We start from the raw sequence: 17,515 nt of genomic DNA, 5'->3' as shown, positions 1-17,515 counted from the left end.
GTTTATCTATGTGGAAATATCCGTGTATTGAGAGGACTCCAATATGGCAAACTATAAAAACCTGCTAGTTGCAATTGACCCAAATCAGGATGATCAACCTGCATTAAGACGAGCTGTCTACATCGTGCAGCGTAATGGTGGACGGATAAAAGCGTTTTTACCCATCTATGACTTATCTTATGACATGACGACATTACTCTCTCCAGAAGAACGTAATGCTATGCGCAAAGGTGTCATTAGCCAAAAAGCGGCGTGGATTAAACAGCAAGCCCACTTCTACCTCGAAGCGGGTATTGATATCGAAATAAAAGTGATCTGGCATAACAAGCCTTATGAGGCCATTATTCAAGAGGTCATCAACGGCGAACATGATTTGTTATTAAAAATGGCTCACCAGACCGATAACTTTGAATCCATTATCTTCACACCTTTAGATTGGCATTTACTCAGAAAATGCCCATCCCCCGTTTGGATGGTAAAAGATAAGGTTTGGCCCGATCACGGCTCGGTGGTGGTTGCAGTTAACTTATCCAATGAAGAATCCTACCATGATGACTTAAATATTAAGTTAGTGGAAAAAACGCGTGATTTAGCGACACGAATAATTAAGGAACAAGAAATTCATCTCGTCAGCGCCTACCCTGTCGCCCCGATGAATATTGCAATTGAGCTGCCTGATTTTGACCCTAGCCTTTATAACAATGCGCTACGTGGTCAGCACCTCATTGCCATGAAAGAATTAAGGCAAAAATTCAGTATCGATGAGAAATACACGCATGTTCGCGAAGGATTACCAGAAAAAATCATTCCAGAAATGTGTGAGGAATTACAAGCGGGTGTCGTTGTACTGGGTATTTTAGGCCGTACTGGCCTATCCGCAGCGTTCTTAGGAAATACCGCTGAACACGTTATTGATAAACTAAAATGTGACTTATTAGCAATAAAACCTGATGGTTTTGTGTGCCCTATTAATGCCACTGATGATGACTAAGCCATTACCTTAAATGTTTAACCCCCATACCTTTGGGGGTTTTCTATTAAGAGCATTATTATTGTTGCTGTAAATTTGTATTGAGTATTGGCCAGGCTTGCATCGCATTAAAAATAACTTGGTTTAATCTTTCAAGCTCGATGCCATCACAAGCTTGAATGGTAAAACCATCAATCACCGTAATATAAAAATCCACAATGGCACTAATAGGGGCATCAGGCGCAACATCACCATCTTCAATGCCTTTTTTCATACGCTGCAACAAAATTTCTTGATAGCTTTTGCGCTTTTCTTGCACACTCAATTGCACATCTTCAATTTGCTTAGAACCATTCATGGTCGCAGTAATTAACATACACCCCGCGGGCTTACCTGGTTGGATAAGCTTCTTTGCGCTCTCATACATCAACAATTCAATCGCCACTTTCGCTGTTTTCGCTTGCTTCACGATAGACAAAATGGGGCACGCTTCATTAGTTAAATAATATTCAATGCATTGATTAAACAATGATGCTTTATCACCAAAAGCACAATAAAGACTGGGCGCGGTGATGCCTAGTGCTTGGGTTAAATCACTAATCGATGTCGCCACATAACCATTTTGCCAGAACAATAACATGGCTTTTTCTAATGCATCTTGCTGGTCAAACCCTTTAGGCCGCCCACGTTTTATCTGATTCATATTCTCACTTCACCAGTCATCGATACAGTGTACCATAAACATTTTATAACGATCACTATAAAAACAATTGACAGCATCTAAATTAGCATAAAGAATAGCGCAATAATTTTATAGCGGTCACTATAAAATTACATCTTTACACTTTATTCAATTTTCCATGGAAAGCACATGACAACAATTAATCTTTCTTCGCACAATGGTAACTGGCTTTCACTCTTATCTGCAACTTTTGCCTGCTTCATTATTGTAACCGGTGAATTTTTAGCCATCAGTGTGCTAAATGACATCGCTCACGATTTTCAAATTTCAACAGGAACAGCGGGCCTTACCGTCACCGTAACGTCAATTGCAGGAATGGTTTCCGCACTATTCGTCCCAATTTATGCAAAAAATATTGATAGACGCCAAGTATTACTCTTTTTAGTTGCACTGATGATATTCGCCAATGCGATTACTGCGTTTGCATCCAGTTTTGGGTTAGTTCTACTAGGCCGCTTTGCATTAGGAATCGCATTAGGTGGTTTCTGGGGGGTTGCAGCTGGCCTTGTGATCCGATTAGCCCCTAAAAATATGGCAATCACCACTTCTGTAACTATCTTCTTTTCTGCAGTGACATTAGTAACCGTCGTTGGGGTTCCTTTAGGGGCGTTGTTATCTGACAACTACGGTTGGAGAATGCCATACATTGCGTTAGTTATTGCGGGTATTGCAGCGCTCTTGATGCAATATTTTTCGTTACCTTCATTAAAGCCTTCTTCATCCATGCAGTGGAATGAATTATTACTCATGCCATCACACCCTATTGCACGTAAAGGGTTGATTATATTCACCCTGATCTTCTTAGCGCATTTTTCAGCCTATAACTATTTTACGGTATTTTTCAAACAAACTGCGGGGTTTGTTGAAGGGCAAATCTCTGCATTATTGCTATTTTTTGGACTTGCTAGTGTGGTGGGGAATATTTTAGCGGGTTACGTGGGGAAATATAACGTTCGCTATAATTTTGCCATCAGCGCATTACTGTTAGCCTTAGCATTTTTGGCGCTATCTACCTTAGATTTTAGCTGGGCAACTAGCGTAATATTCGTTTTTTCATGGGGCATTGCAGCGGGTATGGTTCCTGCCACGATTAATATGTGGATGCATGTCCATGTACCAGAACTAACAGAAAAAGGTTCCGCCTTAATTACTTTTATGTTTTTAATTTTAATTACGATCGGTAGCTTAGTTGGAGGTTATGTGATGGACCACTTCAATGGTGGCGTTCTCATGGCCAGCATGTTAACGATTGCGACACTTGCTTTCTTATTGGTCTTTACCTTTGCACGCGGTTTAACCAATTGCGCACGTTTTTGCACCAATAAATAATTAAAAATGGGGTTACTGGCATAGGCCAATAACCCCACAATATTGATTTAATTATTCAGTAATTACAACGCACGTAAGATAGCATCAACGCTGTCTTTCGCATCACCAAACAACATTTGTGTATTTTCTTTAAAGAATAATGGATTCTGCACACCTGCATATCCCGTATTCATAGAACGTTTAAATACAATCACATTATTCGCTTTCCAAACTTCCAAAACTGGCATTCCAGCGATTGGGCTATTTGGATCTTCTTGCGCCGCTGGGTTAACGGTATCATTCGCCCCAATAACTAATACCGTATCAGTGTCAGAGAAATCATCGTTAATTTCATCCATTTCCAATACGATATCATAAGGGACTTTGGCTTCAGCCAATAACACGTTCATATGGCCAGGTAAACGCCCAGCAACTGGGTGAATACCAAAACGGACATTGATACCGCGTTCGCGCAGTTTGGTTGTAATATCTGCAACAGGATACTGTGCTTGAGCTACTGCCATACCATAGCCTGGTGTGATGATTACTGATGTTGAGTTTTTCAACATTTCAGCGACTTCTTCAGCGGTACTTTCACGGTACTCACCCATTTCTTCTTCAGTACCTGTTGAAGAGCCATCTGTACCAAAGCCCCCCGCTATCACACTGAAAAATGAACGGTTCATCGCCTTACACATAATGTAAGACAGGATAGCACCCGATGAGCCCACTAATGCCCCTGTCACAATCAGCAAGTCATTACTTAACATGAAGCCTGCCGCTGCCGCTGCCCAACCTGAATAGGAGTTCAGCATTGAAACGACTACTGGCATGTCTGCACCACCAATAGAAGCCACTAAATGCCAACCAAAGGCTAATGCAATCACCGTCATGATTAACATTAAGAACACTTGCAAACCAACGCTTTGCGTCTTAACGAAAATCACTAATAAAATAAATGAAACCACCAGCGCAGCTAAGTTGAGTTTATGACGGTTTGGCAACATCATTGGTTTAGATGACATTTTGCCTGATAACTTACCGTAAGCCACTACTGAACCCGTAAAGGTCACCGCACCAATGAAGATACCGAGGAAAACTTCAGTTAAATGAATATTTTCCATCACAGCATCAGCATGGCCTTCACTTGCGATAAAGCTGTTAAAACCAACGAGCACTGCCGCTAAACCCACGAAGCTGTGCAAAATAGCAACCAGCTCTGGCATTTCGGTCATTTCAACTTTTTTCGCTAAACGGATACCAATAACGGCCCCAATAACCATCGCAATGATCATCCAGCCTACATTGGCACTGTGTGGCCCCAAAATGGTCGCGATAAGTGCAATCGCCATACCAATCACACCATAAGTATTCCCACGTTGAGAACTTTCATGGCGCGAGAGTCCTGCAAGGCTGAAAATAAATAGGATAGCAGCAACAATGTACGCCGCTGTCACAATTCCACTCGACAACATAAGTTACCCCTTACCCTTTACGAAACATTTTTAACATGCGCTGAGTTACTGTGAACCCACCGAAAATATTGATACTTGCGATCAATATGGCAATAAAGGATAAGAAGCTTACCCAGCCGCCACTGCCAATTTGCAGTAACGCACCAACAACAATGATCCCTGAAATTGCATTGGTCACTGACATCAGTGGTGTATGCAACGCATGTGTCACGTTCCACACCACGTAATAACCTACGACACACGCAAGCGCGAATACAGTAAAGTGCGATAAAAACTCTTTTGGTGCAGAATTTGCAAACCAACCAAAAAGAATAATCGCTAACGCCATCAAACCATATTTCAGCGTTGGCGACATTTTCTTCTCAGGTGCTTTAACTTTCTCCACCGCTTTCGGTTTCGCCTGCGGCTGTGCAGATACCTGAATTGGTGGTGCAGGCCACGTAATTTCACCTTGTTTGATGACAGTCACACCGCGAATAACCAGATCGTCGAAATCAATATTAATTTCGCCGTCTTTCTCTTTACACAATAATTTCATCAGGTTAACAAGGTTAGTACCGTATAACTGTGAAGATTGCGTTGGTAAGCGACTTGGTAAATCGGTATAACCAATAATTTTGACGCCGTTGTCAGTAACAACCAGCTTATCCGCTTGTGTTAATTCACAGTTACCGCCAGTTTGGGCAGCTAAATCCACAATAACACTGCCTGGCTTCATCGACTCAACCATTTCTTTGGTGATCAATTTTGGTGCTGGTTTGCCTGGAATCAATGCGGTAGTCACAATGATATCAACATCTTTTGCTTGAGCAGCAAACAGTTCCATCTCCGCCTTAATAAAGGCTTCAGACATAACTTTTGCATAACCGTCGCCGCTACCTGCTTCTTCCTTGAAATCGAGCTCAAGGAATTCAGCGCCCATGCTTTGAACTTGCTCTTTCACTTCTGGACGAGTGTCGAATGCACGCACTATTGCACCAAGGCTACCCGCAGCACCAATGGCCGCAAGCCCTGCAACCCCTGCGCCGATGATCATCACTTTCGCTGGCGGAACTTTACCTGCGGCAGTAATTTGCCCTGTAAAGAAACGACCAAATTCATGAGCCGCTTCCACAATGGCACGATACCCTGCGATATTGGCCATTGAACTTAATGCATCTAATGATTGGGCACGAGAAATACGAGGTACAGCATCCATTGCCATCACGTTGATATTACGTGCTTTTAAAGCATCCATTAGCTCAGCATTCTGTGCTGGCCAAATGAAACTCACCAGTGTCGCCCCTTCTTTTAACAACGGGATTTCATCTTCAAATGGTGCGTTGACTTTAAAAACAATATCCGCGGCAAAAGCGGTGTCACGATCGACAATCTCAGCTCCAGCTTGCTCATAGGCGGTATCATCAAAACTCGCTAAATGACCAGCGTTGTGTTCTACACAAACAGAAAAACCCAACTTAAGAAGTTGAGTGACTGTTGACGGTGTAGCAGCAACACGCGCTTCATTGGCAAGTCGTTCTCTTGGTATACCAATACGCATAATGTTCCCTTTTTAAAGCCTAATGTAATGTTGTTTATAGATGTTTGCTAAAATAATGACCATCATCACAGAGAAAAGTCTTATTTTGTGCATAAACAGATTTTAAATGTCCTAATAACCTACTGAAAATATGCTTCTTGATCCATAATTGATCGCGATTCTTAGACAGTAAATGGAATTCACGGTGAAAATCTTAGTTTTAGGTCAATAAAATACTGGATACTTTAAAAAATCTGGTAAATTTGACTAGTCAATAATTATTTATTTCTTATAAAAAGAAAATCATGAGACAACAGGTTCAGTTACGTGTAATAATCACGTACATGTGATACAACTAAGATTCAGCACGTTTATAATAAATTGCGCAAGGCGGAAGGATTTTGTATGAAGCTGAAAACTACGGTCATCGCAGCCGCGGTGCTATCATTAACTAGTATAACTGCTACTCAGGCGGCTGTTGAGTTGACGCCAAAACAGGCTACTGAATTAAAACCTTATGAGCGTATAACAGTCACCGGGCGCTTTAATGCTATCTATGAAGCATCCGATGCCGTCTCCCGTAGGGCTGATAAAATGGGGGCGTATGCCTTTTACATTCAAAGCCTTGACGATATAGGCGATAGCGGCAACATGCGTGTTGTTGCAGATGTCTATGCCAAAGATGCACCAAGTGTCGATGAACCAAAACGCCGAGTATTCGGTGGTGTTGAAGAAATGTCGAAAACCGATGCAGCACAGTACGAACCATTCGATACTGTCACTGTAAGTGGTTTTTACCCTTCTCAACCAGATTTATATGAAGCCATCGCGAAACAAGCTCTAAAAAAGAATGCGGCTTCATTTTATGTCGTTCGTAATATCGCAATGAATGATGGTGGTAATACATTAGCAACAGCTTATATCTATAAGAAAGACGCGCCAAAACGCCAAGTTCTTAATGAGGAAGCTGTTGTTCCAGCCGATTCAGATGCAGGGCGAGCTCTGTTAGCTGAAGGTGGCGAAGCTGCGAAAAAAGTGCGTATCCCAGGGGTTGCTTCATCTGAAGAACCAACAACGGCTGTTGGTCGTTTCTTTGAAACATCAAGTAGCCAACCAGGGCGTACTAGCGTAACGTTACCAAGTGGTTATGTAATTGAAGAAGTTAATAAAACAGCTGCTGCGCAGATGGTTCCATTTGACTCAATTACATTCTCTGGTTACTACACCAATACCCCTGAAGTGCGTTATCAAATTGCAAAACGCGCCGAAGCTAAAGGTGCTAAATATTTCCATATTACAAGAGAATGGCAATCTAATGGTGGCAGCGTAACCATTAGCGCCGATCTATTTAAATAAGAAATAGTTCACTTATCTAAAAACCAATCTAAATTCTTAGATTGGTTTTTTTTCGTCCCAAAATTATCCTCAAGTGCCCGCTTTCTCCTCACTTCTTATCAGCTATATTCACCAACAATTCAAAAGTGAATAAATCACCTGATAAAATGCATATTTTCCCATTGCATATCGGCCATTTCATTCGTAGAATCCACCTCTAAAATTATGACAGTCAATCTCTCTAGATTATTGCACGCTGTTAGTTAAACTCATTACTGTAATGGCGTTTTAACGTCATTTTAACTTTTGATTGTTGAACATTCAGGATTTACTTTGAAAAATACGTTAAGCCTTACCGCATTAACCGCCCTTGTTCTTAGCTCAATGGTTGGTGCAGGTGTATTTAGTCTTCCTCAGAATATGGCTGAAGTGGCGAGCCCACTGGCATTAATCATTGGTTGGTCTATTACAGGCGTTGGTATCTTATTTCTCGCATTTGCCCTTTTATTACTATCGCGCATTCGCCCTGACCTTGATGGTGGTATTTTTACCTATGCAAAAGTCGGCTTCGGAGAACTTGTTGGGTTTTGTTCAGCGTGGGGGTATTGGCTTTGTGCTGTAGTGGCCAATGTCTCCTACTTAGTTATCGTTTTTGCTGCGATCAGTTTTTTCACCGACACTCCTGATAACATCATTTTTGGTGATGGGAATACATGGCAGGCATTGATTGGTGAATCTATCTTACTGTGGTTTGTTCATTATTTAGTCCTACGTGGCGTACAAACCGCTGCAGGTATTAATAAATTAGCCACCATGGCAAAACTCGTGCCCCTCGGGCTATTTATCGTTTTGGCATTTTTTGCGTTTAAACTCGACATTTTTAATGCCGATTTTAGTGGAGTTGAGCTAAAAATGCCGGTTTGGGAACAAGTTAAAGACACCATGTTAATTACCCTTTGGGTGTTTATTGGTATCGAAGGCGCTGTGGTGGTTTCCGCTCGAGCAAGAAACCGCCGTGATGTTGGTTTAGCAACGATATTCGCCGTTAGCTCTGCACTCATCATTTATATACTTGTTACATTATTATCACTCGGTATAATGCCTCGCGCTGAACTGGCAGAGATTAAAAATCCATCAATGGCCACTTTAATGGTTAATTTAATTGGTTCAAGTGGCGATATCATCATCGCTGCAGGTCTCATTATTTCAGTTTGTGGCGCTTACCTTAGCTGGACTATTATGGCTGCTGAGGTACCTTATATTGCAGCGCAATACCAATCTTTCCCTAACGTCTTCAATAGGCTAAATAAAAATGATGCCCCTTCTTCATCTTTATGGCTAACGAATGGCGCAGTACAGCTTTCTTTGGTCTTAATTTGGCTCAGCGGCAGTAATTACAATACATTACTGACAATTGCCTCAGAAATGATTTTAGTACCGTATTTTCTAGTCGGTGCGTTCTTAATGAAAGTCGCATTTGAAAGGCACTGCAAAGCATTATTAATGGTCGGGTTCGTTGCAAGTATTTACGGCCTATGGTTGTTATATGCCTCTGGGTTAATCAATCTTATGTTATCCGTTGTGTTATATGCTCCAGGGATCTTAGTATTCTTCTATGCACGTCAACAACAGTCCAATAAGGCTCCGTTAAAAGCCATTGAAACCACCATGGCATTCGCTATCATGGTTGCATCCCTTCCTGCCCTTTATTACTTAGTGGCTTGATGGCTATCAAGGGGAGAGCCTCAGCTCTCCTTTCCTCCTATCCTCTACTCAGCATAACTCACTGTATTATATCAAATTTTATTTTAGCTCAGTCTTCCCTGACTTTATTATGCATTGTTTCCCATTTTACGATTAGTGACCTAAAACTATTGTACTTACGCAGATGTATATAAATTTTACCAAAAAATAGTATGTTGTAACTAAATTGTTAGTGGTATACGACTAGATATAAAAAACCGCTTTAGACTATCAAGCCCAAAGCGGTTTTATTCATCCGTATTAAAAAATACGTTAGAGTTTTTGTGACAAACTTTCCATCGTTTGAATGATACGTTTGTCTGAAATTGGATATGGCGTTCCTAATTGTTGAGCAAATAGGCTTATACGTAATTCTTCAATCATCCAGCGAATTTCCTGCACCTCTGGCATATTTTTTTGAATGGGTGAAAGTTTCGTTAACCATTGTTGCCACATATTTTGCACATGTTCAATTTTGCTCATTTGTGCGCGATCACGATTCGGGTCAATAGCCAATTTTTCAAGACGGCGTTCAATGCCATTTAAATAACGCAGCACATCAGGCAAACGCTTCCAGCCATGTGCGGTCACAAACCCTTTGAAGACTAAGTTCCCCATTTGCGCTTTTAAATCAGAAAGTGCTAGTGCCATAGAAAAATCGACCCGCCCTTTCAAACGTTTATTAATGGCAAACACCGCGCTTAGAATTTGCTCAACTTGCTTCGCAATATTGACCACAACGTCATTGAGTTCCGCACGAGCAAACTCTTTAAGCTTCTCAAATTGCGCTTCATCCCATACAGTACCACCAAAATTAGATATCAGTTGATCAACCCCACAAGCGATACAATCGTCAATAAGGTCTAATACCTTGCCATACGGGTTAAAATACAAACCTAATTTAGATTTATTAGGTAATTTTTCATGTAGATATTTAATTGGAGAAGGAATATTAAGCAATAATAATCGACGAACACCACTCCACATGGCTTGTTGTTGCTCAAATTCCGTTTCAAACACCCGAATACCGACACTGTTTTTTTCATCAACCAACGCTGGGTAGGCTTTCACTGAATAACCGCCCCGCTTTTGCTCATAGCGTTGTGGTAGTTCGCCAAAACTCCAGATGTGTAATCCTGATTGCTCAATACCATCGTCAACAACTTCAGAAAGCGTTTCTTGTACTTTTTCTTTTAAATTGTTTTTTAGAACATCAAGGTCTTGCCCTTCCGCAATAGTTTTATTTTTTTCACCAATCACTCGGTAAGTCATTTTTAAATGCACAGGAAGTTGGTCAAGTTGCCACGCATCACGATCAACCGTAACGCCAGTCATCCGTCGTAGCTCTTTTTCTAGTTTATCTAATACACTTCCTTCTGGCTCTGCTACTCGCTCAAGAAACGCCGATGCATAATTAGGAGCAGGAACAAAGTTTCGTCTGATTGGCTTAGGCAATGATTTAATTAACGCGACTATCAGTTCGTGGCGTAATCCTGGCACCTGCCAGTCAAACCCACTATTTTGCACCTGATTTAAAATTGCTAACGGAATATATACCGTCACGCCATCCGCATCTGTTCCAGGTTCAAACTGATAACTTAAGCGGAATTTCAAATCACCTTGATGCCAATAATTGGGATAATCAAGCGCGGAGACATTGCCTGCATCTTCCTTAATTAACATGCTCTTTTCAAAATTCAGCAAGTCAGCTTGCTGTTTTGAGGCTGTTTTCCACCAATGATCAAAATGACGAGATGAAATCACATCGTTTGGAATACGTTGGTCATAAAAGGCAAACAGGGTTTCATCATCAACAAGGATGTCACGGCGACGAGACTTATGTTCTAAATCTTCAACTTCTGACAGCAACTTCAGGTTTTCTTTAAAGAATGCATGGCGTGTTGACCAATCCCCTTCAACCAAGGCGTGGCGGATAAAAAGTTCACGACAAAGCAGCGGGTCAATATTGCCATAATTCACTTGCCGTGATGACACAATTGGCAAACCATATAATGTCACTTTTTCAGATGCCATCACTGCGCCTTCTGATTTTGACCAATGTGGTTCACTGTAGTTGTGCTTAGTCAGGTGCGCCGCTAGAGGCTCAACCCACTCAACATCAATAGCGGCAGCAATACGCCCCCATAATTTTGATGTTTCGACCAACTCTGCAACCATGGCCCATTTAGGCGGTTTTTTGAATAAACCGGAACCTGGAAAAATAGTAAAGCGCGCATTCCTTGCTCCAGTAAACTCATGTTTATCGGCATCTTTTTGCCCAATATGAGAAAGCAAGCCCGCTAATAATGAAACATGGATCCCACGAAAATCCGCTTCAACGCTATTAATTGCAAAGCCTTGCTCTTTCACTACTTGACGTAACTGGGTATAAAGATCTTGCCATTCACGAATGCGTAAATAATTTAGAAAATCTTGGCGGCACATTTTGCGAAACTGCGCATTGGAAAGCTGCTTTTGCTGCTCTTTGAGATAATCCCAAAGATTTAAAAACGCCATAAAATCCGATTGCTTATCATGGAAGCGACGGTGTTTTTCATCAGAAGCCTGCTGCTTATCTAATGGGCGTTCTCTTGGGTCTTGAATCGATAGCGCCGATACAATAACCATCGCCTCACGTACTGCACCGTGTTTTCGCGCCTCAATCACCATGCGCGCCAATCGAGGATCAACGGGCAATTGTGCGAGTTGTCGGCCTATATCCGTGAGTTGATAGCCTTTATCTACTTGTTTATGCGGTTTAATACCACCGAGTTCTTCGAGTAACTTCACACCATCTTGAATATTGCGCTTATCTGGTGCTTCAACAAATGGGAATGCAGCAATATCCCCTAACCCAATAGAGGTCATTTGCAAAATAACGGAAGCTAAATTAGTTCTTAGAATTTCAGGATCGGTAAATTCAGGGCGAGAAAGAAAGTCTTCCTCTGAATATAACCGAATACAAATACCATCCGAAACCCGTCCACAACGCCCTTTACGCTGGTTGGCTGATGCTTGTGAAATGGCTTCAACGGGTAAGCGTTGAACTTTAGTTCGATAGCTATAACGGCTAATTCGAGCATAACCAGTATCAATAACATACTTGATACCTGGAACTGTGAGTGATGTTTCCGCAACGTTAGTCGCTAAAATTATGCGTCTGCCACCATGGGGATGAAAAATTCGGTTCTGCTCGCTATTAGATAACCTTGCAAATAAAGGTAAAATTTCCGTATGGCGCAATGACAATTTGGACAGTGCATCCGCGGTATCACGAATCTCCCGCTCTCCGCTCATAAAAATTAAAATGTCGCCATTACCTTCAACAGATAATTCATTTACTGCATCAATAATCCCATCAATCTGGTCACGTTCACTATCGTTATCATCCCCCATTATAGGGCGATAACGCACCTCAACCGGATAAGTACGCCCTGAAACCTCTACAATAGGAGCATGGTTAAAGTGTTTAGAAAAACGTTCAGGATCAATGGTTGCGGAAGTAATGATAACTTTTAAATCAGGACGCTTTGGTAATAATTGGCGCAAATAGCCTAGAATAAAATCAATATTTAAACTTCTTTCATGGGCCTCATCAATGATGATGGTATCGTATTGCAGGAGCAATTTATCATTTTGCAATTCCGCCAGCAAAATGCCGTCTGTCATTAATTTGACCTGAGTTGTTTCACTCACTTGGTCACTAAAACGTACCTTATACCCCACATTAGTACCAAGCTCGCACTCTAATTCATGAGCAAGACGGGTCGCAACTGAACGAGCCGCCAGTCGCCTCGGCTGTGTATGACCAATAAAACCTTGGAGACCACGGCCTAGTTCAAGGCAAATTTTCGGTATTTGAGTGGTTTTCCCTGATCCTGTTTCACCTGCAATAATTACCACTTGGTGCTTCTTAATTGCATCCAAGATAGCGTCTTTCTTTTGACTAACAGGAAGATTATCTGGATAGACAATTTTAGGTGGATTCAGTTTTTTTATCGCAACTTTTTGTTTTGCTAATTCAATATCTGCTTTAATCACATCGAGTACCGCATTACGTGATTTTTCATCACGGATTTTTGCAATACCTTGAATTCTTTTTTTCAGTAACCACTGATCACGCAGTGAAGTTTGTCCTATTTCAGCATTTAATGCCATCAGTATGGATTTCACGCTTTAAACCCTTATTTTTAATCAAGTACAATTCACGACGGCCTTTTACTTCGTCGTATAGCAGCAATATTTCGTTTTATTTTTTAGTTCTTGTTATTACATAAATAATACCATCAGTTTTTTTGAAGAAGGCAGTCTAATTTTCTTTCTATCAATCAGTTAGCTATCACGTATGATTATACGTAAAGCAATATCAATAAATTTAAGGACCATAATGAGTAACGTATTACTATTGAAATCAAGTATTCTGGCAGACAATTCTCAAAGCAATAAAATGGCCGATTACTTTATTCAACAATGGCAAGAAAAGAACCCTGAGGACACAGTGACTGTTCGAGATCTCGTCAATGAGCCAATCCCTGCCATTGATGGTGAAATTTTAGCAGCTTTTGGCCCTAGTGACACGAAAACAGAGCAACAACAAGCACATTTAGACCTGTCTAATTCATTAATTGAAGAAATAAAAGCACATGATGTCATTGTTATTGCTGCGCCAATGTATAATTTTACGATCCCCTCGCACTTAAAGCATTACTTTGATTTTATTGCGAGATCAGGCCATACATTTAAATATACCGAACAAGGTTCTGTCGGTTTACTGGAAAATAAACGGGCATTTGTCTTAACCAGCCGTGGTGGAATATATAAAGATACCCCAGCAGATACCATGGTGCCTTATATGACTTTATTTTTAAATTTTCTGGGTATTAAAGATGTTGAGTTTATTTTTGCCGAAGGCACAGCTTTAGGTAATGATTCAGTCGAAAAAGCCCATCAGCAAGCTCAACAACACATTAATGGCCTTATTGTCTAATATCAATCATCAAAACAACCTAAACTACCTTTGTTATTTTGTTATACTTTGCGCACTTTCTTAAGTGCGCATTTTTATTTTTTCTTTAGCCATTGACCATTAATACCTCGCACATATTCCCCAGCGTTCGCCCTTTCGACTAGTTTTTGCCCTGCTATTCGAGCGACTTCATTGGTTTTAAGGTTATTTTTGGACGCAATTTCGCTGTACTTTTTTTCTCGTTCACGATTAATTTGTTCTGCTAATTTAACGGCTTCCGCATTTTCAGTTTTTACTACCGCTAAGTAGCCTGATAGCGTTTCACCCAAAACCCCTTTTTCTTTTGCCTCATCCACCGTAAGTGAAAATGCTGAAAATACACTTAGTAGTGAACACAGAGTTAATACCTTTATTATTCGGCTCATTTATCGATGACCTCCCCGAATAAATCACTGTTTTCTTTGAGTAACTCTTCAACTTGTCTGTCCGCTTTTATCTGTATTTCATGCTCTATTTTCACATTCATATTAATATTAATTGGCTTATCTGGTGTCGCAACTTCGACTCGTAAACATGCCACTAAGAAAAAAGCCATAATAATCACTGTACTTACTTTTAATGTACTCACGTTATTCCTTAAACCTTCATAGGTTCTTTTCAAGCCATTCTTCTAAAGAGCTACCAAATCGTAAACTACGCCATAGCTGAAAAATATTTTCTTCATGTTGGTAGTTTAAATGCACCTCCCGTTTTTTCTTTTCTTGAGCATTAAAGCCTTCAAGGATTGTTTTCATCGTTAGCTGCCCTAGATTAGTGATATTCACATCAGTACGGCTACGTTTTATTTCTAAATACTGTAACCAGCCAATAGCAGACCCCGCAGAAATATTATCTTTCTGAATAGATTCTACAAATTGTGTATCTAACCGTAATGTTAGAGGGCCACTGTTTTCTACCCATCCTTGCTTGACTATCCACTCAGGATTATTCAAATAAAATGGAAGTTCACCATTTACTTTGCCTGAAACGGCAAATTGAGACACTTTTAGTATGGTAAATAATTGGCTCAGCTCAATTTGATGTAACCGTATCGTCGATGCATCCGTTTGTGGCCAATGTAATAAGTCCATAGAGACATCACCGCCCAACATTTTAAACCCAACATTTGTGAGTTTCAGTGGTGCTGCATCTGTTGGCGGATAAGTTCCAACTAAGTCGGCTTTAATATCCGTCAGTTCAAAAAGGTTGTTGAGCTTTTTAATTCGCAATTCTACGGGAGATTTTTCCCCAAAAGTCCATGTGCTTTGCTTTAAACGCCACGGTAATACAAAATTTAAGCCAGATAATTCACCATCTTTTAACCAAAGACTTGTGTTTTCCACACGCCAATGCCCACCAGCAATAAACCCATCCTCTGGGGTAATTGAAAATGCCGCTTGTGAGAATAACTTACCTTGCTTAAGTTCGAGTCCAAGATCGGCAGGTATTAATGTTTGAAATGCTGTGACAGACTGTTCTGGCCAGCGTGCTTCCCCTCTTAAACGCTCACCATCCCAACGCCCAAAAATAACAATGGGCCCCACATCTTGCGTGCTTAAATCACCTTTTAATTGAAATTCAGCAGGTGACTTTCCTTTAATATCCGCGTTCACTGTTATTTTTGGTAAATAACTTTCGACACCGAACTGCATTCGATTACTGGTTAATTGTAAGGCTCCATTAAAGCTAGCTTTTGTCCCATCTCTTTGCCACTGCAATGGCTTTGTGAGTTTTAAGCGCGGAGCACTCATCGATAACAAACCATATTTAATTTGATCGAAGCCTGTTGTCAGGTTATTTAAGGTAATTAATGAATCTTGCCAACTACCATTGCCCTTAATATCCCAACGTGCTGCTAATGAAGGTAATTTGGCATTTCCCCAGTAATTCCAAAACCATTTACCATTATCAAGGGTAAATTTATTGGCTTTACCATCAAGGTGAATATCAAAGTCCCCCCAATATTGCTCTTGTACTTTTAATATTGCCTGCAGCCTTCCCGATATTCCTTCTTCGCTTAAAGATGTTCCAGCTAAAGGTAAACGGATCTCTTTTAACATGATCGTTGGCGAGGCTCGCCCATAGGCTCTTAATAATGAACCTGATAGTAAAGAGATTTTAGGCGAGGTTAATTGCCCTGAAATTTTCGCAGGCAGATTAATATCAAGAACCATATCATCATATTTAACTTGCCCATTTAGCTTAAAATCAACATCCGTATTTAATAAGTCGAGATGCGTTTCTGGTAGCGTTAATACAATATTCCCCTTACCTTTCTTCGCCTGCGTCAACATATTCAAGCGGCCAGAAAAAATCATATCGCCTAATGGTTTTTCCCAATTTTCAATTTGAAAGCTGACACCACCTTCTATGGGTATCCCTGCCTCTTCCCATTGCCATTTTCCTTGTGAAACGGTAACTATTGATGGCGATAACGCCCATGGAAGATTCAGTACCGTTTTTTGCATATCCGTGTCAGTGACAATTAACACTCCATTTTCATCTAGCCATGCTAATTTTGCTTGTAAATGTTTTTCAGGACTTAATAATTTAAAATTAGCCTCCAACATTCCTTTTTGTGGAAGTTGGCTTGCAATGAGTGGTAATTGAACATCACCTGTTAATGTTATTGTTTGCTGTTGTTCTGGTAAAAATGCCGAGAACTCACTGATCACCAACTGTTTGTCTTTAGTAATCAGCGAAGATAATCTTAAATTATCTCCTCTAAAATCAAACTGCAAAGGGATGTTTTTATCTGAACGGCGTAACCAAATACTTCCCTGGTAGTCACCCCATGGTTGGATATTGATATTATTTATGACTATAGAAAAAAGAGGAATTTCGTCAATCAGCTCAGCAATATTTAACGGTTCTCCAGATGCCACTTCATCCGATTCAAGTGCGCTAATACACTCCGTAGAAACGTTAACATTATCTATATTTAAATGAAGTGGAAAAAGAGAAAGACGAGCATTTTGCAAATCAACAAGTTGGCAATTCTTTGCTGTTAAACTGAGCTCAGCGATCTGTAATTGCCCCTGAGATATTCTAGGATCTGAAAATGATAATTGAAGTGGCTTTGGTAAGTAATAAGAAGCAACAACAGGAAGCCAGCGTGCGACTGTTATCCATAATATAGCTAAGAGAACAGCACTTCCTCCGAAAAACCAGAGTAAAATTTTGCCAGCTCTTTTAAATACCTGCATCAACTTCGTCCTTGTGAGATTAGCTCAGTACCATGATTGTTGAATTTTAATTCAATCTTTACATTAACTCGTTGTCTAAAAAGCATAAACCATATTCATATGTAAACAGATACCTATTTTCTTAATTTCTAGGTGATTTACAAACTTAATTGTCTTATTCTGAGTTTATCTTTTGTAGGTACACTATTTTATCTACTATTTTTATTGGTTCC

Annotated in this window: 12 protein-coding genes; 5 read left to right on the top strand and 7 right to left on the bottom strand. The window is 40.4% G+C overall.

Going from position 1 to position 17,515, the window contains the following annotated elements:
• The first annotated feature begins 43 nt into the window (after window positions 1-43).
• Window positions 44-991, top strand: a complete 948-nt coding sequence (gene uspE, locus KDJ85_RS08595) for a universal stress protein UspE (protein WP_225819292.1) — start codon at window positions 44-46, stop codon at window positions 989-991.
• A gap of 58 nt (window positions 992-1,049) precedes the next feature.
• Here the strand turns inward: uspE and KDJ85_RS08590 are convergent, their stop codons facing one another.
• The gene (locus KDJ85_RS08590) at window positions 1,050-1,673 is read right to left on the bottom strand and encodes a TetR/AcrR family transcriptional regulator (protein WP_206084231.1); all 624 of its coding nucleotides are present in this window, start codon (window positions 1,671-1,673) and stop codon (window positions 1,050-1,052) included.
• Between the two features lie 168 nt (window positions 1,674-1,841).
• On the opposite strand from KDJ85_RS08590, the gene KDJ85_RS08585 reads away from it, so the two are divergent.
• Entirely contained in the window at window positions 1,842-3,041 is a 1,200-nt protein-coding gene (locus tag KDJ85_RS08585; protein WP_225819291.1) for an MFS transporter, read from the top strand.
• A gap of 62 nt (window positions 3,042-3,103) precedes the next feature.
• Here the strand turns inward: KDJ85_RS08585 and pntB are convergent, their stop codons facing one another.
• Both pntB and pntA read right to left on the bottom strand, forming a co-directional pair.
• Window positions 3,104-4,492, bottom strand: coding sequence for a Re/Si-specific NAD(P)(+) transhydrogenase subunit beta (pntB, locus tag KDJ85_RS08580; protein ID WP_225819499.1), 1,389 nt, complete (start codon window positions 4,490-4,492; stop codon window positions 3,104-3,106).
• 13 nt (window positions 4,493-4,505) lie between these two features.
• The gene (gene pntA, locus KDJ85_RS08575) at window positions 4,506-6,035 is read right to left on the bottom strand and encodes a Re/Si-specific NAD(P)(+) transhydrogenase subunit alpha (RefSeq protein WP_225819290.1); all 1,530 of its coding nucleotides are present in this window, start codon (window positions 6,033-6,035) and stop codon (window positions 4,506-4,508) included.
• 384 nt (window positions 6,036-6,419) lie between these two features.
• Here pntA and ydgH point away from each other — a divergent pair, with 384 nt between their 5' ends.
• Both ydgH and KDJ85_RS08565 read left to right on the top strand, forming a co-directional pair.
• Window positions 6,420-7,370 carry a DUF1471 family protein YdgH gene (ydgH, locus tag KDJ85_RS08570; RefSeq protein ID WP_206084228.1) on the top strand — a complete coding sequence of 317 codons (951 nt, stop codon included), beginning with the start codon at window positions 6,420-6,422 and terminating at the stop codon, window positions 7,368-7,370.
• A 312-nt stretch (window positions 7,371-7,682) separates the two neighbouring features.
• Window positions 7,683-9,074 (top strand): amino acid permease, encoded by a 1,392-nt coding sequence (locus tag KDJ85_RS08565; protein ID WP_225819289.1) that lies wholly within the window; start codon window positions 7,683-7,685, stop codon window positions 9,072-9,074.
• A 291-nt stretch (window positions 9,075-9,365) separates the two neighbouring features.
• Here the strand turns inward: KDJ85_RS08565 and hrpA are convergent, their stop codons facing one another.
• Entirely contained in the window at window positions 9,366-13,250 is a 3,885-nt protein-coding gene (gene hrpA, locus KDJ85_RS08560) for an ATP-dependent RNA helicase HrpA (protein ID WP_225819498.1), read from the bottom strand.
• Window positions 13,251-13,479: 229 nt separating this feature from the next.
• Between hrpA and KDJ85_RS08555 the strand changes: the two genes are divergently transcribed.
• Window positions 13,480-14,079: an FMN-dependent NADH-azoreductase gene (locus KDJ85_RS08555; RefSeq protein ID WP_225819288.1), complete on the top strand. Its 600-nt coding sequence runs from the start codon at window positions 13,480-13,482 to the stop codon at window positions 14,077-14,079.
• A 74-nt stretch (window positions 14,080-14,153) separates the two neighbouring features.
• Here KDJ85_RS08555 and KDJ85_RS08550 read toward each other — a convergent pair whose 3' ends face one another.
• The 3 genes from KDJ85_RS08550 to KDJ85_RS08540 are packed head-to-tail and all read right to left on the bottom strand — an operon-like array spanning window position 14,154 to window position 17,303.
• Complete coding sequence (locus KDJ85_RS08550; protein WP_225819287.1) at window positions 14,154-14,483, bottom strand: YdbL family probable chaperone protein; 330 nt, start codon at window positions 14,481-14,483, stop codon at window positions 14,154-14,156.
• On the bottom strand, window positions 14,480-14,653 hold the full coding sequence (locus KDJ85_RS08545) for a YnbE family lipoprotein (RefSeq protein ID WP_225819497.1): 174 nt from the start codon (window positions 14,651-14,653) through the stop codon (window positions 14,480-14,482). Before KDJ85_RS08545 ends, KDJ85_RS08550 begins: the two co-directional genes overlap by 4 nt.
• A gap of 49 nt (window positions 14,654-14,702) precedes the next feature.
• On the bottom strand, window positions 14,703-17,303 hold the full coding sequence (locus tag KDJ85_RS08540) for a YdbH family protein (RefSeq protein ID WP_225819286.1): 2,601 nt from the start codon (window positions 17,301-17,303) through the stop codon (window positions 14,703-14,705).
• Window positions 17,304-17,515 lie beyond the last annotated feature (212 nt).

The sequence above is a fragment of the Providencia vermicola genome, assembly GCF_020381325.1.
Taxonomy (GTDB): Bacteria; Pseudomonadota; Gammaproteobacteria; order Enterobacterales; family Enterobacteriaceae; genus Providencia; species Providencia vermicola.
The sequence above is the reverse complement of the archived record's forward strand: the minus strand, read 5'-3'. Positions and strand labels throughout refer to the sequence as shown.